14 protein-coding genes and 6 pseudogenes are annotated in these 22,591 nt (G+C 61.0%); 13 read left to right on the forward strand and 7 right to left on the reverse strand.

Features of this window, described 5'->3' with window-relative positions:
• Nucleotide 1: 1 nt before the first annotated feature.
• Together PspTeo4_RS26435 and PspTeo4_RS26440 are read right to left on the reverse strand one after the other, a co-directional pair.
• Nucleotides 2-2,030: pseudogene (locus tag PspTeo4_RS26435) on the reverse strand (ATP-binding protein).
• 25 nt (nucleotides 2,031-2,055) lie between these two features.
• Nucleotides 2,056-2,984: pseudogene (locus tag PspTeo4_RS26440) on the reverse strand (putative 2-dehydropantoate 2-reductase).
• A 98-nt stretch (nucleotides 2,985-3,082) separates the two neighbouring features.
• Between PspTeo4_RS26440 and PspTeo4_RS26445 the strand changes: the two are divergent.
• From PspTeo4_RS26445 to PspTeo4_RS26455, 3 genes and pseudogenes are all read left to right on the forward strand, one after another.
• Complete coding sequence (locus PspTeo4_RS26445) at nucleotides 3,083-3,568, forward strand: YajQ family cyclic di-GMP-binding protein (protein WP_322366655.1); 486 nt, start codon at nucleotides 3,083-3,085, stop codon at nucleotides 3,566-3,568.
• Between the two features lie 114 nt (nucleotides 3,569-3,682).
• Entirely contained in the window at nucleotides 3,683-4,519 is an 837-nt protein-coding gene (locus PspTeo4_RS26450; protein WP_322366657.1) for a mechanosensitive ion channel family protein, read from the forward strand.
• A 127-nt stretch (nucleotides 4,520-4,646) separates the two neighbouring features.
• Nucleotides 4,647-5,889: pseudogene (locus PspTeo4_RS26455) on the forward strand (MFS transporter).
• A 132-nt stretch (nucleotides 5,890-6,021) separates the two neighbouring features.
• Here the strand turns inward: PspTeo4_RS26455 and PspTeo4_RS26460 are convergent.
• Nucleotides 6,022-7,569 carry an AmpG family muropeptide MFS transporter gene (locus tag PspTeo4_RS26460; protein ID WP_322366658.1) on the reverse strand — a complete coding sequence of 516 codons (1,548 nt, stop codon included), beginning with the start codon at nucleotides 7,567-7,569 and terminating at the stop codon, nucleotides 6,022-6,024.
• A 43-nt stretch (nucleotides 7,570-7,612) separates the two neighbouring features.
• Nucleotides 7,613-7,966: an MGMT family protein gene (locus PspTeo4_RS26465; RefSeq protein WP_322366659.1), complete on the reverse strand. Its 354-nt coding sequence runs from the start codon at nucleotides 7,964-7,966 to the stop codon at nucleotides 7,613-7,615.
• Between the two features lie 153 nt (nucleotides 7,967-8,119).
• Between PspTeo4_RS26465 and PspTeo4_RS26470 the strand changes: the two are divergent.
• The 5 genes and pseudogenes from PspTeo4_RS26470 (at nucleotide 8,120) to groL (ending at nucleotide 12,936) form a co-directional block, all read left to right on the forward strand.
• Nucleotides 8,120-9,129, forward strand: a pseudogene (locus tag PspTeo4_RS26470) (DUF481 domain-containing protein).
• A 301-nt stretch (nucleotides 9,130-9,430) separates the two neighbouring features.
• Nucleotides 9,431-10,161: pseudogene (locus tag PspTeo4_RS26475) on the forward strand (HugZ family protein).
• 66 nt (nucleotides 10,162-10,227) lie between these two features.
• On the forward strand, nucleotides 10,228-10,689 hold the full coding sequence (locus tag PspTeo4_RS26480) for an FxsA family protein (protein ID WP_322366660.1): 462 nt from the start codon (nucleotides 10,228-10,230) through the stop codon (nucleotides 10,687-10,689).
• A gap of 264 nt (nucleotides 10,690-10,953) precedes the next feature.
• Nucleotides 10,954-11,247: a co-chaperone GroES gene (locus PspTeo4_RS26485; RefSeq protein ID WP_009395550.1), complete on the forward strand. Its 294-nt coding sequence runs from the start codon at nucleotides 10,954-10,956 to the stop codon at nucleotides 11,245-11,247.
• Nucleotides 11,248-11,295: 48 nt separating this feature from the next.
• Nucleotides 11,296-12,936, forward strand: a complete 1,641-nt coding sequence (groL, locus tag PspTeo4_RS26490) for a chaperonin GroEL (RefSeq protein ID WP_322366661.1) — start codon at nucleotides 11,296-11,298, stop codon at nucleotides 12,934-12,936.
• A gap of 432 nt (nucleotides 12,937-13,368) precedes the next feature.
• Here the strand turns inward: groL and PspTeo4_RS26495 are convergent, their stop codons facing one another.
• Nucleotides 13,369-14,097, reverse strand: a complete 729-nt coding sequence (locus PspTeo4_RS26495; RefSeq protein ID WP_322366663.1) for a phosphatase PAP2 family protein — start codon at nucleotides 14,095-14,097, stop codon at nucleotides 13,369-13,371.
• A gap of 178 nt (nucleotides 14,098-14,275) precedes the next feature.
• On the opposite strand from PspTeo4_RS26495, the gene colR reads away from it, so the two are divergent.
• The 5 genes and pseudogenes from colR to PspTeo4_RS26520 all read left to right on the forward strand — a co-directional run bounded on the left by colR (nucleotide 14,276) and on the right by PspTeo4_RS26520 (nucleotide 17,984).
• A complete protein-coding gene (gene colR / locus PspTeo4_RS26500) occupies nucleotides 14,276-14,959 on the forward strand; it encodes a two-component system response regulator ColR (protein WP_003255215.1) in 684 nt (227 codons plus the stop codon).
• Nucleotides 14,949-16,259, forward strand: a complete 1,311-nt coding sequence (locus PspTeo4_RS26505) for a HAMP domain-containing sensor histidine kinase (protein WP_322366665.1) — start codon at nucleotides 14,949-14,951, stop codon at nucleotides 16,257-16,259. Before colR ends, PspTeo4_RS26505 begins: the two co-directional genes overlap by 11 nt.
• 107 nt (nucleotides 16,260-16,366) lie before the next feature.
• Nucleotides 16,367-17,046: pseudogene (locus PspTeo4_RS26510) on the forward strand (class I SAM-dependent methyltransferase).
• A gap of 6 nt (nucleotides 17,047-17,052) precedes the next feature.
• Complete coding sequence (locus tag PspTeo4_RS26515) at nucleotides 17,053-17,754, forward strand: lipopolysaccharide kinase InaA family protein (RefSeq protein ID WP_322366666.1); 702 nt, start codon at nucleotides 17,053-17,055, stop codon at nucleotides 17,752-17,754.
• Nucleotides 17,751-17,984, forward strand: coding sequence for a hypothetical protein (locus tag PspTeo4_RS26520; RefSeq protein WP_322366667.1), 234 nt, complete (start codon nucleotides 17,751-17,753; stop codon nucleotides 17,982-17,984). Before PspTeo4_RS26515 ends, PspTeo4_RS26520 begins: the two co-directional genes overlap by 4 nt.
• Nucleotides 17,985-18,071: 87 nt before the next feature.
• Here PspTeo4_RS26520 and PspTeo4_RS26525 read toward each other — a convergent pair whose 3' ends face one another.
• On the reverse strand, nucleotides 18,072-19,259 hold the full coding sequence (locus PspTeo4_RS26525) for an MFS transporter (protein ID WP_416196977.1): 1,188 nt from the start codon (nucleotides 19,257-19,259) through the stop codon (nucleotides 18,072-18,074).
• 274 nt (nucleotides 19,260-19,533) lie between these two features.
• The gene (locus tag PspTeo4_RS26530; RefSeq protein WP_322366669.1) at nucleotides 19,534-22,578 is read right to left on the reverse strand and encodes a multidrug efflux RND transporter permease subunit; all 3,045 of its coding nucleotides are present in this window, start codon (nucleotides 22,576-22,578) and stop codon (nucleotides 19,534-19,536) included.
• Nucleotides 22,579-22,591 lie beyond the last annotated feature (13 nt).

Consider the following 22,591-nt stretch of genomic DNA (forward strand, 5'->3'; position numbering starts at 1 on the left):
GTCATGTCTCCGTTTTGCCTGGCGTCGCCGCTGCCGGCTGGCCGAGGGGCAGGCGCAGGGTGAAGCAGGTGCCCTGGCCGGGCGTGGACTGCACTTCCATCTGCCCCTTGTGGTTGTTGGTGATGATGAAATACGAAACCGACAGTCCAAGCCCGGTCCCCTGGCCTACTTCCTTGGTGGTGAAGAAGGGCTCGAACATGCGCTTGCGCACCGTTTCGGCATGCCGATGCCGTTGTCTTCCACCTGGATTTCCGCCCACGGCGGGTTGAGCCGGGTGCGCAGGGTGATGCGCCCGGGCTCACAGGGTTGTGGCCGCTGGTGGATAGCCTGGGCAGCGTTCTTGAGGAGGTTGAGCAATACCTGCTCAAGTTCGTTGGCAGTGCAAGGCACCGGCCCCAGGCCAGGGTCGAACTGGCGCACTATGGCTTGGCCTTTGAAATCGAAGCCAATGGTCAGGTCGAAGTCGTTGCTGGCAATGTCCACCGCCTGGTCGATCAGCGCCGGCAGGTCGCAAGGCGCCAGTTGCCGATTGCTGCGGCGACTGAAGCTGAGCATGTGGGTGACGATTTTCGCTGCACGTGCCCCAGCCTGTTGGATGCCGTCGAGCAGTTGGGGTACCTCACGGCTCTCCAGGTAGCGATTGACGCTAGGCAGGTCGATGCCCAGCTCGCCAGCTTGCTCCTGATTCCGCGGCAGTTCCGGCGACAGGCGGCGCCGGATGTTCTGCACGTTGTGCAGGATGGCACCCAACGGGTTGTTGATTTCATGGGCCATGCCTGCAGCCAGGCCGCCGACCGAGAGCATTTTCTCTGACTGCACCATCATTTCTTCCAGCGACAGGCGCTGGGTGATGTCGTCGATGCGGATCACCACACCACGGCCGCCACCGCCCATCAGCGGGTAGAACGTCAGGGCGTAATGGCGCAGGTCATCGCCCTTGGGCCAGGTGACCCGCTCGATTTTTGCGACCCGGTGCTTCTCGACGCTTTCCTTGAGCTGCGGCAGGAATGGCTTGAGCGGTTCGAAGGCGATGAAGATCGGCTGGTTCAGCGCTTCGTCCAGAGGCGTGCCGGAGAGCACCGTGGCCTCGTGGTTCCACTGGGTGACGTAGAGCTGCTCATCGAGGGCGATCAGGGCCGATGGCATGGAGTCGATGATGCTGTTGAGGTAGTTCTGAAAGCCCGTGAGTTTCTTCTCGATCTTGCTGCGCACCTGAACTTCCAGTTCCAGCTTGCGGTTGGTGTGGCGAGTTTCCTCGGCAAGGCCCTGGGCCTGGTCATAGGCCATCTGGAATTCGTCGCGGGTGCGCTTGAGCTGTTGTTCGCGAGCCTCGATGCGCGACAACATGGTGTTGAAGGCGTCGGCCAGGCTGCCGATCTCGTCTTCGTTGCCACGCTTGGCGCGCAGGGCGTAGCTCTCTTCGCGGGTGACCTGGCGGCTGAGTTCTTCGAGCTGGTTGATCGGCTGAGTGATCAACCGTTTGATCTGCCGGGCGATCACCAACCACAACAGGATACTGAACACCAGGATCGCCAGGCTGGCGCTGAGCGTACCGGTGTAGAAGGCCGTCGGCAGTTCGCTGCTGGCGACCAGCAGCAGGTGGGCGGGTGGGCTGGCGTCGCGGGGATGCGGATCAATTGCGTGCTGCGAAACTCCATGAGCCGCCAGCCGTCGATGTTGCGGTAACGCTTGGGTAATGTGAGCGGCTCGCCGTGTTGCAGTTGCGCCAGCATGCGGCCGTCACCGCCATAGATGGCCGCTGCACGCAGAGGTGTGTAGCTGTCCAGTTCCTTGAGCAGGGCGTTGGCGGATTCCGCGCTATCGCCCGCGCGGGTCGAGAGCTGCGGGTTGGCCACCAGCCGGCCGATGGTCTGCAGTGCCTGGGGCGCCATGCTCTCCTGGGTGATCCAGTAGGCGGCGCTGATGAACGTGAGGTTGGCCACCAGCAGGATGGTGACCAGCAGTACCAGCAGGGCTGCCAGCAGTTTCTGCCCTACCGGGAGGTTTTCCAGGCGTTGGCGCAGGGTCATGGGCAAGGCAATGTCCGTATCGGGTTCAAAGGCCAGCGTCAGGCGCTGGGCAAGCCTCGGCCTGCAAGTTATCGACCAGGCGCAGGTGCAGCTGTTCCAGTTGCGGCAGGGCTACGCCATGGCGTGTAGCGGCTCGGCATGCATGGCCGAGCAGGTAAAGCACCTCGGTGCGCCGGCCGGCTCGTACGTCCTGGTACATGGAAGAGTAGTTGGCTGCGGTGGCGAGGATTACCCGTTGGACTTCATCGTCGAGGTTTTCCGCCGCCTGGGGCTGACCGCAGCGGCGCAGCAGCTCGGCCAGCTCGGCGCAAAGAGCCGTTACTTCGTCCAGATGCCCCAGCAGGCCGCCGTTCTGGCAGTCATGCAGCACGGTCAATGGGTTGATGGCGCAGTTGAGTGCCAGCTTGCGCCACAGCCGGGTAAGGATGTCCACGCTCCATTCGGCCGGGATTCCCGCGTCATGCAAGTCGTCGAACCAGTCGGGAATGTTCGGGTTGGCCGGATCGCCCAGCCAGTTGAAGCCTTGGCCAGCGAAGCGCACGCGCCAATCGTCTTCGCGGAAGGCGCCTTCTGTGCTGGAGGCGAAGATGCAACGGGCCTGGGGCACCTGGTCGGCCACCTCGTCCTGGCTGCCAAGACCGTTTTGCAGCAAAACGATTTCTGCATTGTCGGCCAGCCGTGGGGCCAGGACTGCAATGGCGGGGCTGCGTCGTACGCCTTGCAAGCTACCAGCAGGCGGTGGATCGGCCCTCGCGCTGTGGCCGTTTCAGCCGGAATCGCGTAGTGGTTGGCCTGGTCCTGCTCGACCAGGGTCAAGCCGCCACCTTGCAGATAAGCTTGCAGCCGCCGCTCATCCCGCAGAATCAAACGTACTGCCTTGCCCGCACGTGCCAGGCGGCAGGCCCACAAGCTGCCGAGGCTACCGGCGCCGAGAATATGCCAGGTGCTGCTCATCTGCGTTTCGCAACCCGTTATAATGAGCTCGCATTTTAACCGTCAAACCCCGCGCGCTCCATCTTCACGCCGAGCGCGCTTTTATTTTGGAGAACAACATGCCTTCGTTCGACGTGGTATCGGAACTGGACAAGCACGAAGTGCAGAACGCGGTCGACAACGCCATCAAGGAACTGGACCGTCGTTACGACCTCAAGGGCAAGGGAAGCTTCGAGTTCAAGGACAAGGAGCAGACCGTGCTGCTGACCGCCGAAGCCGAGTTCCAGCTCGAGGCGATGGTCGAGATCCTGCGTCTGGCCCTGGTCAAGCGCAAGATCGACGTCAAGTGCCTGGAAGTCAAGGATGCCTACCCTTCGGGCAAGGAAATGAAGCAGGAAACCAAGTTCCGCGAAGGTATCGACAAGGACTTGGCCAAGAAGATCGTCGCCACCATCAAGGACGGCAAGCTGAAGGTCCAGGCCGCCATCCAGGGTGAGCAGGTGCGTGTCACCGGCAAGAAGCGTGACGACCTGCAGGAAGCGATCGCCTTGCTGCGTACCAAGGAATTCGACATGCCGCTGCAGTTCAACAACTTCCGCGACTGATCGGCCCGACGCAGGAACCTTGATGGCGCAGTGATGTCCACCGGTTCCTGCGGTCGCTGAATGCTCTGCGGCCCGTTTTAATGTGTATTTGCCGCTCGGCATCAGGAGATGAATATGGATTTGAACGCTGAAGTCGATCAGCTGGTCCGCCAATCGCAGACCTGGATTCCCTTGATCATGGAGTACGGCAGCCGCCTGTTGCTGGCGCTGCTGACCCTGGCCATCGGCTGGTGGCTGGTCAACAAGGTCAGCACGCGCCTGGGCAAGCTGGCCGGTTTGCGTGCCGATGCGGCGCTGCAAGGTTTCATCAGCACCTTGGCCAACATCGTGCTCAAGGTGCTGCTGTTCGTCAGCGTGGCGTCGATGATTGGCATCGAGACCACCTCGTTCGTCGCCGCCATCGGTGCCGCCGGCCTGGCCATTGGCCTGGCCCTGCAGGGCAGCCTGGCGAACTTCGCCGGGGGTGTGCTGATTCTGATGTTCCGCCCGTTTCGCATCGGTGACTGGATCGAAGCGCAGGGTGTCAGTGGCACCGTCGACAGCATCCAGATTTTCCACACCGTGCTGCGCACTGGTGACAACAAGACCGTGATCATGCCCAACGGCAGCCTGTCCAACGGCATCATCACCAACACCAACCGTCAGCCCACCCGCAAGGTGGTGTTCGATGTGGGTGTGGACTACGAGGCCGACTTGCAGAAGGCCCGCCATGTGCTGCTGGAGCTGGCGCAGGACCCTCGCGTGCTGGCCGACCCTGCACCGCAGGCGGTGGTGTCGACGCTGGGCGACAGCTCGATCACCGTGTCCCTGCGTCTGTGGACCAAGACTGCCGATTACTGGGATGTGATGTTCATGCTCAACGAGCATGCCCGTGACCGGTTGAAGGCCGAGGGTATCGACATTCCGTTTCCGCAGCGCGTGATTCGCGTGGTGCAGGAGACGGTTGCGTAATACCGACGCTGTAAGAACGGGGCCGCTTTGCGGCCCCTTTCATTTCCACCATTACACTTGTTCACAGCCAGACCCCGCTATTTCTGGCATATAAGCTGACCCCACCTATCTCCACCCGATACTCACCATGAAACCACTGCTGTACATCACCCCCTCAGAGCCCTGTTGTTCGGCCTGACCCTGGCCCTGTTCGAGCTGCTGACCTACCTGGCCAGTGACGCCGTCATGCCCGCCATGCCCGTGGTTGTCGACCATCTGAACGCCAGCCCCGAATACATCCCGCACGCCCTGAACCTTTACCTGCTCGGCGGCGTGGTCCTGCAATGGCTGATCGGCCCACTGGCTGACCGCTACGGGCGTCGCCCTTGCTCCTGGCCGGTTGCGTCTTCTTCGGCGTGGCTTGCCTTGCGACCTTCTGGGTGAGCGACATCGGTGTGTTCAACCTGCTGCGCCTGTTGCAGGGAGTTGGCCTGGGCTTTGTGGTCACGGTCAGCTACCCGGCCCTCAACGAAGCCTTCAGCGAGGCAGATGCAGTGCGAATGATGGCCTTGCTGGCCAATATCGCCTTGCTCTCGCCGTTGCTTGGTCCGCTGGTGGGGACCTTGATGTTGCAGTGGCTGGACTGGCGCTGGCTGTTCGTGGCCTTCGCGGTTGGCGCGGTGCTGACCTGGGGGCTGCTGTACCGGCTCATGCCGGAAACCCTGGGCGTCGAGCGCCGCGACGGCACGCGCCTGCCATTCACGCCGATTCACTTGCTGCCGTTGCTGGCGGGTTACGCTCAACTGCTGACCAACCGCCGCTTCGTCGCCGGCAGCGCCGCGCTCGGCCTGGTCGGCCTGCCACTGATTGGTTGGATTGGCCTGTCGCCAGTGTTGTTGATCCACGACGAGGGGTTGAGCACGATGGAATATGCCCTGTGGCAGTTGCCGGTGTTCGGCGGATTGATCCTGGGCAACCTGATCATCAACCGCATCGCCGACCGCTACCCGCTGCCAGCGCTTGTGCGTGGCGCGCTGTGGCCTTATCTGGCCGGCCTTTGCCTGATGGCTGTGGCGACCTGGTACTGGCCGACGGTCACCAGCGTGGTTGCTGGCATGTCCTTGTATGCGCTGGGGCTTGGGGTGGCCAACGCGGTGCTGTACCGCATGACGTTGTTCGCCAGTGAGCAGAGCAAGGGGCTGGTGTCGGCGATGTTGGGGATGATCACCATTGCCTTGCTGGGGCTAGGTGGCGCGGTGTTGGCGATGATTGGGGCGGGGGCGAGCCTGTTGCACTTTGCCCTGGCGGCCGGCGTGGCCGGTGCTTTGGCGTTGTGGCCGTTGTGGTTCGTTGTCGGTGGGCGGCCTGGGGAAGGGGCTGTGGCTCAGTAATCTTGCTTGTCTGGGCTGGCCTATTCGCGGGTAAACCCGCTCCCACAAGTACCCCATGGCTCTGAGGAGCAGTTCGGTACCTGTGGGAGCGGGTTTACCCGCGAATAGGCCAGTGCAGACAGTACAAAACTCTCAGGGCCGCTCCGCCGCTGAACTCTCTTCCGGCACCTGCTTGCCGCGCCCCGCCTCCTGACGCCACTGCAGCGCGATCAGAATCAATGTCGGCACCCCGAGCAAGGCGGTAATCAGGAAGAAGTCGTGGTAACCGAATTTCTCCACCATCACGCCGGAATACCCGCCGATCAGGCGTGGCAACAACAGCATGATCGAACTCAGCAGGGCGTACTGGGTTGCCGAGAACTTCAGGTTGGTCAGGCTCGACAAGTAGGCGACGAACGCCGATGTCGCCAATCCGGAGCTGAAGTTGTCGAGCGAGATGGTCACCACCAGCATCTCAAGGTTCGGGCCCATGTCCGCCAGCATCAGGAACAGGATGTTGGTCGCCGCCGACGCCGCACCGCCGATGAACAGAATCGGCAAGATGCCGAAACGTACGATCAGCAAGCCGCCAATGCCTGCGCCCACCAGGGTCATGATCAGGCCGAAGATCTTGCTGACGCTGGCGATCTGGTCCTTGGTGAAGCCCATGTCGATGTAGAACACGTTGGCCATCACCCCCATCACCGTGTCCGACATCCGGTAGGTGGCGATCAGGCCCAGCAGCAACAGTGCCTGCCAGCGGTAGCGGGCGATGAAGTCGTTGACCGGGGTGAGCACCGGCGCCAGGCCGCGGCGGCCCATGGTCGACAGGCAGGCCCAGGTCAGCAGCACGTAGAGAATCAGGCGCAGGAAGGCGCGGTCTTCCATCAGTAGGTCGAGCGGGGTGGCGTCGCCGAAGAACACGCTGGCCCAGTCGGTGTTGAACAGCTGGGTGAAACTGGCAGGTACCGACACCAGCAGGATGATCAGCACGAACACCGACGCCAACTGGTGGACCAACCCATAGCGCGCGGCAGAAAGCTGGGTGCGCAGGGGTACCGGGGGTTCGCGCATCACCAGGGTGGTGAACACCGCCGGAAGCATCATCACGCCGAACAGGATGTAGGTGCCGGCCCAGGCCTTGTGCAGGTAGCTGAAACCGGTGGAGCCGAACCATTCGGCGAAGAACAGCGCACCAGCGGTGGCCAGCAGCGCCGCGACGCGGTAACCCGCCATGTAGCTGGCGGCGAGGGCAGCCTGGCGCTGGTCGTCGGCGATTTCCAGGCGGTAGGCGTCGACGGCGATGTCCTGAGTGGCCGAGGCGAACGCTACCAGTACTGCCAGCGCAATCAGCCATGACAGGTGTTGCTGAGGGTCGCACAGGCTCATGCCGACCAGGCCGATGACCACCAGGCTCTGTGACAGCAACAGCCATGAACGGCGGCGGCCAAGGCCACCCAGCAACGGCAGGCGCCACTGGTCGAGCAGCGGCGACCATACCCACTTGAAGGCATAGGCCAGGCCGATCAGGCTGGCGTAACCAATGGTCTCGCGGGCCACACCCGCTTCGCGCAACCACACCGACAGGGTCGAGAACACCAACATGTAGGGCAGGCCGGCGGCGAAACCGAGCAGCAAAAGCACCAAGGTTGACGGGCTGGCATAGGCAGCGAGCGCAGCGCGCCAGGTTTTACGGGGCATGGGCCAACATCTGCCTCAAAATTGCGAAAACAAAGCGCGCACTCTAACCGCTGTGCTCCATCGGGCGCCAGCCATGGCGCGTCATATCCACACGATTATTGGTCACATTCACACCTTCCGCGCGCAGCCGGGCGCGCTGTTCATCGCCTGAAGGTGTGCCCAGCGCCAGGCTCAGGCGCCCGCCTGCGCCCAGTACGCGGTGCCACGGCAGGCGGGTGTCGGCGGGCAACTGCCCGAGGGTGCGTCCGACCCAACGCGCGGCACGCCCCAAGCCTGCCAATTCGGCCAGCTGGCCATAGCTGACGACTTTACCGGCGGGCACTTGCCCCAGCACCGAATAGAGCGCCGTTCGTCGGGCTTGCGGACTGTCCTGAACGTGCTCGTATTCGCCAGACATCAGAGCCGCCCTGCGCTGCGGATGAAACCGGATGAGTGGTCAGGGTAAATGAGTGTTGAACTCATCGGCATGGTGTGTGTCTGTCCTTGCTCTGGTCGTGGGTATCTGGATAATGCCCGGCTTTTTTCGTCAAATCGAACCCGTAGTCCGCTTATGTATTCTAGATCCTTGTTGTGCCTGCTTGCCGTTTCCCTGTGTGCCGCCCCGGCGTTCGCCGACACCGTGTGGATGAAGAACGGCGACCGGCTCAGTGGCAAGATCAAGGTGTTCGACGGCGGCAAGCTGCTGCTCGAGACGCCTTACGGCGGTTCCATCGCCCTGGACTGGAAGCAGGTCCAGACCCTGGAGAGCGACCAGGAGCTGCTGGTCAAGCAAGACGCCTACACCGGTGAAAAGGCCAAGTCGCTCAAAGCTGCCGAGCCTGGCAAGGTCACCTGGCCAATGGCGAGGCGCCCAAGACCGTTGAGCTGGCCAGCATCGAACAGATCATGAAGCCCAAGCCGGTGGTCGAAGACCTGATGTGGAAGGGCAACATCGACGTCGCCATGGATTACAAGCGCGCCGAATCCGACAGCGACGACTATGACGTCAGCTTCAAGACCACTGGTCGACATGGCCGTTGGCGGCACAATGCCGAAGGTGAGTACAACCGCGAGACCAAGGACGACGTCACCACCACCAACAACTGGAGCGCCGAATACGCGCTGGACCGCTTCATCACTGAAAAGTGGTTCTGGAAGGGGCGCCTGGAATACAAGCGCGATCACATCGAAGACCTGGCTCGCCAACGAACTGTGGGTACCGGCCCGGGTTACCAGTTCTGGGATGACGAATTGGGTGCGTTCTCCTTGAGTACCCTGGTCAACCGCACCGACTTTGAATACCGCGATGGCGGCAAGGACAACTTCTATTCCACCACGGTGAAGTGGGATTACAACCGTTACCTGATTGGCAAGCGTGTCGAGCTGTTTACCAGCGGCGAAGTCGGCAAGCCTCTGGGCGGTGTGGCCAATTACTCGCTGGATGCCGAGTTGGGGTTGCGCTACAAGGTGACCGAGTGGGCTTCGCTGAACCTCAAGGCGGAAAAGGACGTCATCAGCGGCACACGTGAAAGCGACCTGGACAAGACACGCTACACCGCGGGCTTCGGCGTCGCCTGGTAGGTTGTCGGGTGCAACAGCTACTGTCTTGTATTGCCTTTGATGGCCTCATCGCCGGCAAGCCGGCTCCCACACGTACCGCGCCGACTTGATATCACTGCCGTACCTGTGGGAGCTGGCTTGCAAGCGTAGAGGCCGGTACAGACAGCACAGCGCAGTTCTTGAACTCTGCGCTGTACCTGTGGGAGCCGGCTTGCCGGCGATGAGGCCGTCAAGAACGAGCACATGGCGTCGCCCATATGGCACCCGGCGCCGATAGTGCTTATCTTGTCCCCCATCTCTCTTGCCGCCAGGAGCGCACTTCGTGAGTACCAACGCCATTCGCCCCGCCCGGGAACTGCTGCTCAAGGAATACCGCGGCGTGCTCTCTACCCACTCCAAGTCCATGCCCGGCTACCCCTTCGGTTCGGTGGTTCCCTACTGCCTGGATGCCCAAGGCAACCCGTTGATCCTCATCAGCCGCATTGCCCAGCACACCCACAACCTGCAGAAGGACCCCAAGTGCTCGCTGCTGGTCGGTGAACGCGACGCCGAAGACGTGCAGGCCGTGGGGCGCCTGACGGTGATGGCCGAGGCACACAAGCTGGTGGATGAAGCCGCGATCGAGGCTGCGGCCGAACGCTACTACCGCTACTTCCCCGATGCCGCCAACTACCACAAGGCCCACGATTTCGATTTCTGGGTGCTGCAGCCTGTGCGCCATCGCTACATCGGCGGCTTCGGTGCCATCCACTGGCTTGACCAGGTGACCTGGCCAACCCGTTCGCGGGCAAGGCCGAGGCCAGCATGATCGAGCACATGAACAGCGATCACGCCAATGCCATCGCCCACTATGTCGAACTCAGCGACTTGCCGCGTAACGAGCCGGCGGAAATGGTCGGCATCGACAGTGAAGGCATGCACCTGCGTATTGGCCAGGGTGTGTACTGGTTGCCTTTCCCAAGCATTTGCAACACGCCGACACAAGTTCGCGAAGCCTTGGTGCTGCTGGCTCGCGCCGACCAATGGCCGGTTGCGACTGAAGTCGAGGGTTGAAAAGCCGGGTGCACGCATCCATCTGAAGTCCTTACAGGAAGATTCTCTTCCGTCGAGGAACACTTGATGCGTGCTTTTCTACTGCTGTTTCTGATTTTTCCCGTGCTGGAGCTGTTCGTCTTCGTCAAGGTCAGCGCCGCTATCGGTTTCTTCCCGGCGTTGCTGTTGATCATCGCCGGTTCCGCCCTGGGTGTGCTGGTGATGCGCGTGGCCGGGCTGGCCACCGCCCTGCGTGCCCGTGAAAGCCTTCAGCGTGGCGAACTGCCCGCCGAGGACATGTTCCAGGGCCTGATGCTGGCGGTCGGTGGTGGCCTGCTGTTGCTGCCAGGCTTCATCAGCGATGTGCTGGGCCTGCTGTGCCTGCTGCCGTTCACCCGCCACCTGGCTGCGCGCAAGATGCGTGAGCGGGCCGAGGCCCAGGCCATGCGCCAGCGGGCATTTCAGGACGATCCATTCCAGGCTCGCCCCAATGACGCAGGCCATCGGCCCAATGTGATCGAGGGCGAATACGAGCGCCGCGACAAGTAAAGCCCGCTCGTTTCTGTGGGAGCCGGCTTGCCGGCGATGGGCCTTAATACGCCCCTTCGATACCCCGATGAAAAATTTTCCGTTTCAAACCTTGTAATTGATTCTGACGGCCTCATGTATGTGGTCACCGCAAGGTTTCTGGTGGTTACACCAGACATGACACAAGTGGTTCGCCCCATGCGGGCCTCCCGGCAACGCCGGATCGAATCAACCCGCCGGTGTTGATACCGGCCGATGAAAACCACAATTTGGGAGAGATCGACAATGAAGCTTCGTCCTCTGCATGACCGCGTAGTCATCCGTCGCAGCGAAGAAGAATCGAAAACCGCTGGCGGTATCGTCCTGCCGGGTTCGGCCGCTGAAAAACCAAACCGCGGTGAAGTCGTCGCCGTCGGCACCGGTCGCATCCTGGACAACGGCGAAGTACGTGCGCTGGCCGTGAAAGTGGGTGACAAAGTGGTTTTCGGCCCTTACTCGGGCAGCAACACCGTGAAAGTCGACGGCGAAGACCTGCTGGTGATGAGCGAGAACGAAATCCTCGCCGTCGTCGAAGGCTGATTTCCCCGGTTTCCCGTTACTCCAAAGAATTCCAAGGATTAAACGATCATGGCTGCTAAAGACGTAAAATTCGGCGACTCCGCCCGTAAGAAAATGCTGGTTGGCGTCAACGTTCTGGCTGACGCGGTAAAAGCGACCCTGGGCCCGAAAGGCCGTAACGTTGTCCTGGCCAAGAGCTTCGGCGCTCCGACCATCACCAAAGACGGTGTTTCGGTTGCCAAGGAAATCGAACTGAAAGACGCCTTCGAAAACATGGGCGCCCAGCTGGTCAAGGAAGTTGCTTCCAAGGCCAACGACGCTGCCGGTGACGGCACCACCACCGCTACCGTTCTGGCTCAAGCCATCGTCAACGAAGGCCTGAAGGCCGTTGCTGCCGGCATGAACCCGATGGACCTGAAGCGCGGCATCGACAAGGCCACCGCTGCCATCGTCGGCGAGCTGAAGAACCTGTCCAAGCCTTGCGCCGACTCCAAGGCCATCGCCCAGGTAGGTACCATCTCCGCCAACTCCGACAACTCCATCGGTGAAATCATCGCCGAAGCCATGGAAAAAGTCGGTAAAGAAGGCGTGATCACCGTCGAAGAAGGCTCGGGCCTGGAAAACGAACTGTCCGTCGTAGAAGGCATGCAGTTCGACCGTGGCTACCTGTCGCCGTACTTCGTCAACAAGCCGGACACCATGGTTGCCGAGCTGGAAGGCGCGCTGCTGCTGCTGGTTGACAAGAAGATCTCCAACATCCGTGAACTGCTGCCAGTTCTGGAAGCCGTTGCCAAGGCCGGCCGTCCGCTGCTGATCGTTGCAGAAGACGTTGAAGGCGAAGCGCTGGCTACCCTGGTCGTCAACAACATGCGCGGTATCGTCAAGGTTGCAGCGGTCAAGGCCCCAGGCTTTGGCGACCGCCGCAAGGCCATGCTGCAGGACATCGCCGTCCTGACCGGCGGCCAGGTCATCTCCGAAGAAATCGGCCTGTCCCTGGAAACCGCTACCCTGGAGCACCTGGGTAACGCCAAGCGCGTCATCCTGTCCAAGGAAAACACCACCATCATCGACGGCGCTGGCGTCGACGCTGACATCGAAGCACGCGTCAAGCAGATCCGTGCCCAGATCGAAGAAACTTCCTCGGACTACGACCGTGAGAAGCTGCAAGAGCGTCTGGCCAAGCTGGCTGGCGGTGTTGCCGTGATCAAGGTCGGTGCTGGCACCGAAGTTGAAATGAAAGAGAAGAAAGCCCGCGTTGAAGACGCCCTGCACGCTACCCGTGCAGCCGTTGAAGAAGGCGTGGTGCCTGGCGGTGGTGTTGCCCTGGTTCGCGCCCTGGCTGCCATTGCCGACCTCAAAGGCGACAACGAAGACCAGAACGTCGGTATCGCCCTGCTGCGTCGCGCTGTAGAAGCCCCGCTGCGCCAGATCACTGCCAACGCCGGCGACGAGCCAAGCGTTGTCGCTGACAAGGTCAAGCAAGGTTCGGGCAACTACGGCTACAACGCCGCTACCGGCGAATACGGCGACATGATCGAAATGGGTATCCTGGACCCAGCCAAGGTCACCCGTTCGGCTCTGCAAGCTGCAGCTTCGATCGGCGGTCTGATGATCACCACCGAAGCCATGGTTGCTGACCTGCCGGAAGACAAGCCAGCTGCTGGCATGCCTGACATGGGCGGCATGGGTGGCATGGGCGGCATGATGTAAGCCAGCCTTACCCCCTGCACCAAGAAAAAGCCCCGGCTCGTGAGAGCCGGGGCTTTTTCGTTTTTCGTGCGATCGAAAAGGGTCTGCCTTGAGTTTTAAGGTGGTGCGCAAATCGAGCGCCGCCCGCGCGGCGCATCGCGAGCAAGGCTCGCTCCTACGTTTGTTTCGGGCCAATTATTCCTGTGGATTTTCCGCGCAAACGCTTTGGCGCTTGGCTCGATATCGCGTCGTACAAACAAGGCGGTCGCGCGCGTCTGTCACAGGCGTTATTGGCCGTAAACAAACGTAGGAGCGAGCCTTGCTCGCGATGCGCCGCGCGGGCGGCGCTCGATCTCATGATCGCTGCACCTCTCGCGCCAAGCACCTGGCAGTCCCAACGCAATTCCCAGTGCAAAAAAAGCTCGGCCTCGTGAGGGCCAGGCTTTTTCATAATCAGGCCACACTACGTTCGGCAGCCGTTACCTGTGCAACACTGTGTCGGTACAAGATCAGGTAATACGACCCCAACCCGATCAACCAGCAGAACACCGCCGTCCACACGTTGTGCGACAAGAAGTGCGCCCCCTGCATCATCCTCCCGACCGACAGCACCGAGCCGGCAACGAAGGCCACTGCCAGCGCCACTCGGGCCAGGCGTGGTCGCCGGTCACGCAGCATGAAGAACAGCCCGAACAGGCAGAACCCGGTCGCCGCATGGCCGCCCGGCCAGCACAACCCGGGCTTGTCGGTGGCTGGGCGCGGCTCCAGCAGCTTGCTGTAGGTTTCCTTGCCGCCAAATTGGGTCAGGCTCCATGGGCACTGCACCTGAGTCACTTTTTTCAGCGGCGTGACGAATGCCGTGGACAGGCTCAGCGCCAGGACCAGGCAGCCCAGCTCGCGACGCCAGCCGAACAGCCGTTTCCAGAAAAAGCTCAAGGCAAAGGTCACCACTGCGAGCAAGCCCAGCAGAATCACACCTTGCTTGACCCGATCATGCAGGATGTTTTCCAGCAGATAGCTGTGACGGCCGATGAACTGGCCGGCCGCTGGGTCGAAGAACAGGTTGGCCAGATCCATGTCGACTGAGGTCAATTCGAGAAGGATCAGCCCCAGTGCGGTGGCCAATGGAATGCCGAGGTAAAGCCAGAGATTGATCGGACGGGGAGGGGTAGCGTGCTGCATGACAACTCCAAACGCACAAAAGACCAGCCATTTTCGACTGCCCGCTATCCTGTGTTCGTGAAGGATCGGTGAAAAATCCGTCAGCCCGCCCGATATTTTCCCAAGGCTGGCGCCGGGCCAGCTATGGCCTTAAGCTGCGCCTGCCGCGCACTGCGAAAGCGCCGCACAGGAGACCCCGATGCGCATTCTTTTGGTTGAAGACAACCGCGATATCCTTGCCAACCTTGCTGATTACCTCGGCATGAAAGGCTACACCGTCGACTGCGCCCAGGACGGCCTTTCCGGGCTGCATCTGGCTGCTACCGAACATTACGACTTGATCGTGCTAGACATCATGCTGCCCGGCATCGATGGCTACACCCTGTGCAAACGCCTGCGTGAAGATGCCCGGCGCGATACCCCGGTGATCATGCTCACAGCTCGTGACCAATTGGATGACCGCCTGCAGGGCTTCCGCTCCGGTGCCGACGATTACCTGCTCAAGCCGTTCGCGCTGTCGGAGCTGGCCGCGCGTATCGAGGCCGTCCTGCGCCGTGCCCAGGGCGGCGGGCGACGTACCCTGCAGGTCGCCGACCTGAGCTACGACCTCGACACCCTGGAAGTCACCCGTCAGGGCCGCCTGCTCAAGCTCAACCCGGTCGGCCTCAAGCTGCTGGCGGTACTGATGCAGAAGAGTCCGCACGTGCTGCGCCGTGAGGTGCTGGAGGAAGCCTTGTGGGGCGACGACTGCCCTGACAGCGACAGCCTGCGCAGCCACGTCCACCAGTTGCGTCAGGTCATCGACAAACCTTTCGAAAAGCCTCTGCTGCATACCGTCCATGGCGTCGGCTATCGCCTCGCCGAGGGCCGCGATGGAGTTTAAGCAAAGCCTTGCCCAACGCATCATCATCGCCTTCGCGTTGATGAGCGCGTTGGTGGCCGGCGCGTTCGCGTTCGGCATCGTCGCCACCGTGCACCTGGTCGAAGAGCGCCTGATTTCCTCGGTACTGGGTGGCGACCTGCAACGGTTGCTGCGCATGGACAGCGTCAGCGACTGGAGCCACAGACCACGACCCGACCAGTTGTTCTACTTCAGCGGTGGGCGCGACGATTTCGAGCTGCCCAAGGACCTGCGTCACCTGAGCGCGGGCTTCCATGAAGTGTTCCGCGACCAGCTGTCCTACCACGCGATGGTCGAGATCGTCGATGGACGACGTTACGTGTTGCTGCAGGACCAGAGCGATTTCGAAGAGCGCGAGCGGGTACTGTTCGCCGTGGTTGTGGTCGGCTTCGTACTCAGCCTGGTGCTGGCGGTGGTGCTCGGCTGGCTGGTCGCCCGTCGAGTGATGGCCCCGGTAATCCGCCTGGCGCGCCAGGTTCGTCATCGCGACCAGCTGCTTGGTCTTGCCCCGCCGCTGGCCCCGGATTACGCGGCGGACGAGGTCGGCCAGTTGGCCGTGGCCTTCGATGACACCTTGGGCCGGCTGCGTGATGCGTTGACCCGCGAGCGCCTGTTCACCAGCGACGTCAGCCATGAACTGCGCACGCCGCTGATGGTGCTGGCCACATCCTGTGAACTGTTGATGGAAAACCCGACGCTCGACAATAGATCGCGTAGCCAGGTAGAGCGCATCGCCCGAGCCACCGAAGAGATGCGCGAGCTGGTCAAGACCTTCCTCATGCTCGCCCGTGCCCAGCGCGACGAAGGGGCGGTAGCCTCGCAGGCCACCTTGCGTGAAGTGGCCGATGACCTGATTGGCGTCTGGCGCGACACCATCGAGCAGAAAGGCCTGACCCTGTACTTCGATGGACGCGTCAGTGCCAGTTCCGTGCTGTACAACGCCACGTTCCTGCAATCTGTGATGGGCAACCTGCTGCGCAACGCCGCCCACTACACGGACAGCGGGTACATTCGCCTGAGCCTGGAGCCTAACGGCTTCAGTGTGGAGGACAGTGGCGTGGGTATTCCGGAAGAGCAGCGTGAGGCGATGTTCCGCCCGTTCGTGCGAGGCGACGAACGTCGTGGCGAGGGCCTCGGCCTGGGGTTGTCGCTGGTCCAGCGTATCTGTGACGACCAGGGTTGGAGAGTTACCCTGACGGCGACCCTGCCCCACGGGTGCCGTTTCCAGGTAGACCTGAGCAAGACTGCGGAGAAAGCCAATCATCTGGCTATAACCGAGTAATGTTTAGAAACACCCTGCGAGGTAGCTCACGTATTTTTCACATCGGCATAACCTGATTCCTACGCTTGCTTACCTAATGTGAGCGCACTGGAGTCAGGAGATGCCCAATGCGTAGCCCCATCAAACTTGAATTTTCCGAGAAGTACGACCAGCAACATGCACAAGAGTACTTCCTGAAGCACCAGGATGGCCTGGCTCGACGCCTTTCTCACCAGCGTGACGAGCAGCTGGCTCGCCGCGCCCTCGCATTGGCTGGCGAGCCGGGGTTGGTGCTTGACCTGCCCTGCGGAGCCGGCCGTTTCTGGCCATTGCTGGCGGAAAAGCCCAACCGCGTGATCATCGGTGCCGATAACTCCGAAGCGATGATCGAGACAGCCTGTGCCTCGCAATCGCCAGAAGTGGTCGCCCGGGTACGACCTTTGCAGACATCGGCTTTTGCGATCGATCTTCCGGATAACTCAGTGGACAGCATCTTTTGCATGCGGTTGTTCCACCACATTGGCGAAGCCGCGCACCGAAAGACTATTCTCTCGGAGTTTCAAAGGGTTAGCCGCGACAGCGTAATCCTGTCATTGTGGGTGGACGGTAACTTCAAGGCGTGGCGCCGGAAAAACTCGAGCAACGCCGCAGCGCCAAGGCGAACAAGGACAGTTACCAGAACCGTTTCGTGTTACCTGCGGAGACGGTTGAGGAAGAGTTCAAAGCTGCCGGCTTCCGGATTCAGGAACGTTTGGACTTCCTGCCGTTCTATGCGATGTGGCGAGTCTATGTATTGCGCAAGGGGTAGTGGTTAATGGCAGTAGGCCAGAGTCAGGCATCGAAGTTCGATTATTACTGGCAGCAGCAGGGCGAGTGGGTCGAGGAACCCAACCAGCGACGCGGCGGCGAGAGTGGTGTGCAACGCTTGAGCGCTGCCAATGGGCAGGTGCTGTACGCCAAGCGCCAGGTCGGGCACATCTACCGCAGCCTGTTGCACCCGTTTGGCAGGCCGACAGTGTTGCGTGAACTCGATGCACTGAACAGCTTCGAGCAACTGGGTGTGCGTGTACCGCGCATTGTCTTCTGCGGAGCCGAGCGCGACGCCGACCGACAGTGGCGCGCCTTGCTGGTCAGCGAGGCGTTGGATGGTTTTGTCGAACTCGACACCTGGCATGCCCAGGGCGCGCGCGAGCGCTATCCCGAAGCTGTGCACCAGCGCATGCTCAAAGACCTGGCCGAGAACCTGGCACGCATGCACCTGGGGCACTGGCAGCATGGTTGCCTGTATGGCAAACACGTATTCATCAAGGTGCTTGGCGAGGGTGAGCAGGCCCGTGTCGAAGTGGCGCTGCTAGACTTGGAGAAGTGCCGCCGCCGCATCAGTTGCCAGCGGGCGGCAGCCAACGACCTGCGCCAGCTGCGTCGCCATTCGTCGTTCACCGATGCGGAATGGCAATCGCTGCTCTATTTTTACAAGATGGCGTTTGGCAGCGCTGTCAAAGGGTTAGAGCAATGAAACTAGAAATCGCTCGAGCTTTGTTCCTGGTGGCCGGATTGGCCGTGACCACGGTAGCGGCGGCGGCCTGGGAAGAGCCGAAGCCTACGGTGTTCAGCAAAGCCGAGTTGAGCGAGCAGTGTGCACTGCCTCGCGAAGCCAAAGAACAGTCCCAGGCCCAGACCCAGCCGGATCAGGACCTGTTGCTGTTCCTGTTCGGCATGCGCCAGGGGCTGCGGCCGTTTGGCTGAGCCTGGTTCGAGCAGTCGCACAGAAGAGGCCCCGTAATCGCGGGGTCTCTTGCATTTTAGCTTCGGCTTGCTCACGAATTGGCGTTATCAGGCCTGCTGCATGTCATTGCCTTTTATGCGTATCAGCAACAGCCACCCGCAAAGTGTAGTGGCCAAGAACAGAAGCCCTAGGCTCAGCGTAAGCGCATGTTCAACCGATGCGACCCAACTGCCAGCCAAACCACCACCGGCGAACAGCAATGTCGTATTGAGCGAAGCGGCTGCCCCTGCGTAGTTCGGGTAGCGCGCCAATGCTTGTGAAGTGGCTGCGGGTCGAACCAGGGTTGTTCCGCTCGTGCATACGATCATCGGTACCATGATCCCCATCACAGTTAACCCGGCTGTCTGTTCCCAGAGCAAAAGAGTGACCCCAGCAACACCTATGAGCAGAAGTCCCGTGCCGATTTGCGTCTGCGGGCTGACGCGATTGTTCAAGATCGTCGCACCCACTCCACCGGCGACATACGCCAGCCCATATGCGATGAAAACGATGGAAAACTGGTATGGCGTCAAACCCAGTCTGTCCATCAGGGCCAATGGCGCAATGACGATGAAACTGAAATGGCAGGCGAAAGCTAGACTTGCCTGCACGGAGTAGGCGATATATGTCGTGTCACGGAACATGAGCACATAACTTTGCATGCCTGAGCCACTGCCGCGTAATGACGGTGTGTCCTGCAACAGGACACACGTCAGGCTTGCAACAGCAACGGCTATTACAGCGAATACGGCAAAGCTACCCGCCCAACCGAATGACTGTTGCAGAAACGCACCCGCGACCGGTGATAGCGAGATGAACAAACCACTTGTGCTGGTTAACAGAATGCGCATGGCGTTGCGCTGCGAACCACTGTACAGATCCTGTACAAGCGCCTGGCCCAACACGAAACTCCCGCAGCCTGTTGCTTGCAGTATTCGGAATGCCATGAATGACTCATAGCTGGTTGAAAATACACAGCCGATCGCTCCTATGATGGATATGCCCAACCCTACGAGCAACAAGCGTTTGCGTCCCATGCCATCTGACAAGGGTCCGATCAGCATTTGCACCAAAGCAACCCCAAAAGCGAAGAAACTTACGGAGTAGGCTATCTGCTTAGGCGCTACTTGGAATGACTCTGCCAAGGCCGGGAATGACGGCAGGATTACATCTAAGGGGAATACACCTAACAGGCATAACAGGATTAATAGTGCGGGGCGTAGAAAGTCGTTCTTAAGTGCCAATGTCCTTCTCATGCTATTAATTCTGCGGTCTTGAGTTTCAATGGATAGCGTGAGTCTTCTAATTGGTCGCTGGTCTCAATGCCTTCAGGGCTTACGGGAATCTGGGTCGTCTAACGCTATTTCATGTTAATGCCGCGTTATCGCGCCCTGATAATACTGAGGCTTACAAGATGCACAAGTCGAAAGGGGCATTGAAACTTCCGAAAGACATGTAGGATAAATTACCTGGCCGCTCGCTCAGGTGCTGCCGCTATCTGAACTCAGCACTACAACCATGGCAGCCGATTCAAGCAACCGCCGACTCCCTCGCCACCGTCCTATGCGCCAACAATGTGTAGATACAAGGCAACACAAACAAGGTAAACAGCGTCCCAATCGACATCCCGGTGGCAATCACCGTGCCGATATCGAACCGGCTCACTGCCCCCGCCCCGGTCGCCAGAATCAACGGCACCATGCCGAATACCATCGCCGCGGTAGTCATCAGCACCGGCCGCAGGCGAATCGCCGCTGCTTCCTCGATCGCTTCGCGCACGCTCAAACCGCGTTCCTCGCGCAACTGGTTGGCGAACTCGACGATCAGGATGCCGTGCTTGCTAATCAACCCGATCAATGTCACCAACCCGACCTGGGTGTAGATGTTCATGCTCGATATGCCCAGGAACAGCGGCAGCAGCGCGCCGCAGATCGACAACGGCACCGTCACCAGAATCACCAGTGGGTCGCGGAAGCTCTCGAACTGGGCCGCCAGCACCAGGAAGATGATCGCCAGGGCCAGGCCAAAGGTGACCCACAAGGCGCTGCCTTCCTGGATGAACTGCCTTGCCGGCCCCGCGTAGTCGAAGGCAAAGCCTTCAGGGGCTTCTTCGCGGGCGATGTCCTGCACGGTTTTCAGGGCTTCGCCCATGCTGACCATGGGCACGCCCTGGATGATCGCCGAGTTCAACTGCTGGAACTGGTTGAGCTGGCGCGGGCGGGCGCGGTCGCTGAGGGTGATCAGGGTCGACAGTGGCAGCAGGTGGCCCTGTTCGTTCTTCACGTAGTAGTTGTTCAGCCAGCCGGGGTTGTCGCGGTACGGCCGCTCGACCTGGGCGATGACCTTGTAGCTGCGGCCTTCGAGGGTGAATCGGTTGATTTCCGCCTCGCCCAGCAGGGTCGCCAGCGTGCCGCCCAGGGTGTCCATGGAAACCCCCATCTGCGCCGCCTTCGCCCGGTCGATGTCGACCACCACTTCGGGTTTGTCGAATGCCAGGTCGATGTCGAGGAAGGCGAACTTGCCCGAGGCCTGGGCGCGGGCCTTGACCCGTTCGGCGACCTCCAGCAGGGCGGGGTAGTCCCCGGCGGTGTTGATCACGAACTGGAACGGCAAGCCTTCGCCCGTGCCGGGCAGCGAAGGAAGGTTGAAGCCGAATATCTGCAGGCCGCCAATGTCTTCGAGTTTGGCCTGCACCAGTGGCAGCAACTCCATCTGCGTACGCTCGCGTTCGTTCCAGGGTTTGAGCAGGAAGCCGCCAATACCGCTCTGGACACCGTTGAAGCCATTGATCTGGAATGACGAGTAGTACTCGGGGAAGGTCCTGAAAATTGGCGTGAAGGTATCGGTGTAGGCATTGAGGTAGTCGAGGTTGGCCGGTTGGGGCGAACTGCTCATCATGAAAATCACCCCTTGGTCTTCGTTGGGCGCCAGTTCGCTTTGGGTGAATTTCAATAGCACCGGAATCAGGCACAGGATGATCACCGCGAACACCAGCACCACGGGCCGGCTGTCGAGGGTGGCATGCAGCAGATGCTGGTAGCGGACCTTGAGGCGCTCGAACAGCACGTCGAGCCGGTGGGCCAGGCCGCTGGGGTTCTGGTCGGCGCGTAGCAGCAGCGCACACATCATCGGTGACAGGGTCAGGGCGACGATGCCTGAGATGATCACCGCACCGGCCAGGGTCAGGGCGAACTCCTTGAACAGGGCCCCGGTCAGGCCGGTGAGAAAGCCGATGGGGGCGTACACGGCGGCCAGGGTGATGGTCATCGACACCACCGGCATGGCGATTTCCCGCGCACCCTCCAGGGCCGCTTCGAAGGGTGTCTTGCCTTCCTCCATGTGCCGATGGATGTTCTCCACCACGACGATGGCATCGTCCACCACCAGGCCAATGGCCAGCACCATCGCCAGCAGGGTCAGGAGATTGAGCGAGTAACCCATCATCTGCATGAAGAACAGCACGCCGATCATCGACAGTGGGATGGTCACCACCGGAATCAGCACCGAGCGCAGGGCACCGAGGAACAGGAACACCACGACGATGACGATCAGTACCGCCTCACCCAGGGTCTTGATCACCTCGTCGATCGAGGCCTGGATGAACAGCGTGGCATCGTAGGCAATCGATACCTTGAGCGCCGACGGCAGCTGGCTTTCAAGGTCGGGCATGATTCGCCGCACTTCCTTGATCACCTCCAGCGGGTTGGCCGCCGGGGTGGCCTTGATGCCGATGTAGACCGATGGAATGCCGTCGAACGAGCTGACCGTGTCGTAGTTTTCCGCACCCATCTCCACCCGTGCCACATCACCCAGCAACACGCGGCGGTCGCCCACGGTCTTGACCGGCAAGGCGGCGAACGCTTCGGCCGATTTGAGCTCGGTGCTGGCGTTGATGCTGGTGACCACGTACTCGCCTTTCACCTCGCCGGCGGCAGAGAGAAAGTTGTAGCGGCGCACGGCGCTGGTCACATCGACGGCCGACAGGCCGAAGCCTGCGAGCTTCACTGGGTCGATCCAGATGCGCATGGCAAACACCTGGTTGCCGAGGATCTCCGCTTCAGCCATGCCCGGCAGGGTCGCCAGCTTCGGTTGAATCACCCGCGACAGGTAGTCGGTGATCTGCGGGTTGCTCATTTCCTTGCTGTAGAAGCTGATGTACATCAGCGCCGAAGCATCGGCGGCTTCCTTGCTCAGTACCGGGTCTTCGGAGTCTTGCGGCAACTGGTTGCGCACTTCGTTGGCCTTGGCCAGCAACTCAGTGAACAGCCGGTCGCTGTCAGCACCGATGCGTGCGTAGATGGAAATGATCGAGAAGTTCTGCCTGCTCACCGAGGTCATGTAGTCGATGCCTTCGGCACTGGCCAGGCTCTGCTGCAAGGGCTGGGTGATGTAGCCCTGGATGGTTTCGGCATTGGCACCGGGGTAGGCGGTGGTCACCGTGATCAGTGCGTTCTCCATTTGCGGGTACTGGCGGATCTGCAGCTTGCTCCAGGCCTGGAACCCCAGCAGCAGAATCAGCAAGCTGACTACGCTGGCCAGTACTGGACGGCGGATGAACGGGTCGGTGAACGCCATGTCTGCCTCCTGT

This window comes from Pseudomonas sp. Teo4 (assembly GCF_034387475.1).
Lineage (GTDB): Bacteria > Pseudomonadota > Gammaproteobacteria > Pseudomonadales > Pseudomonadaceae > Aquipseudomonas.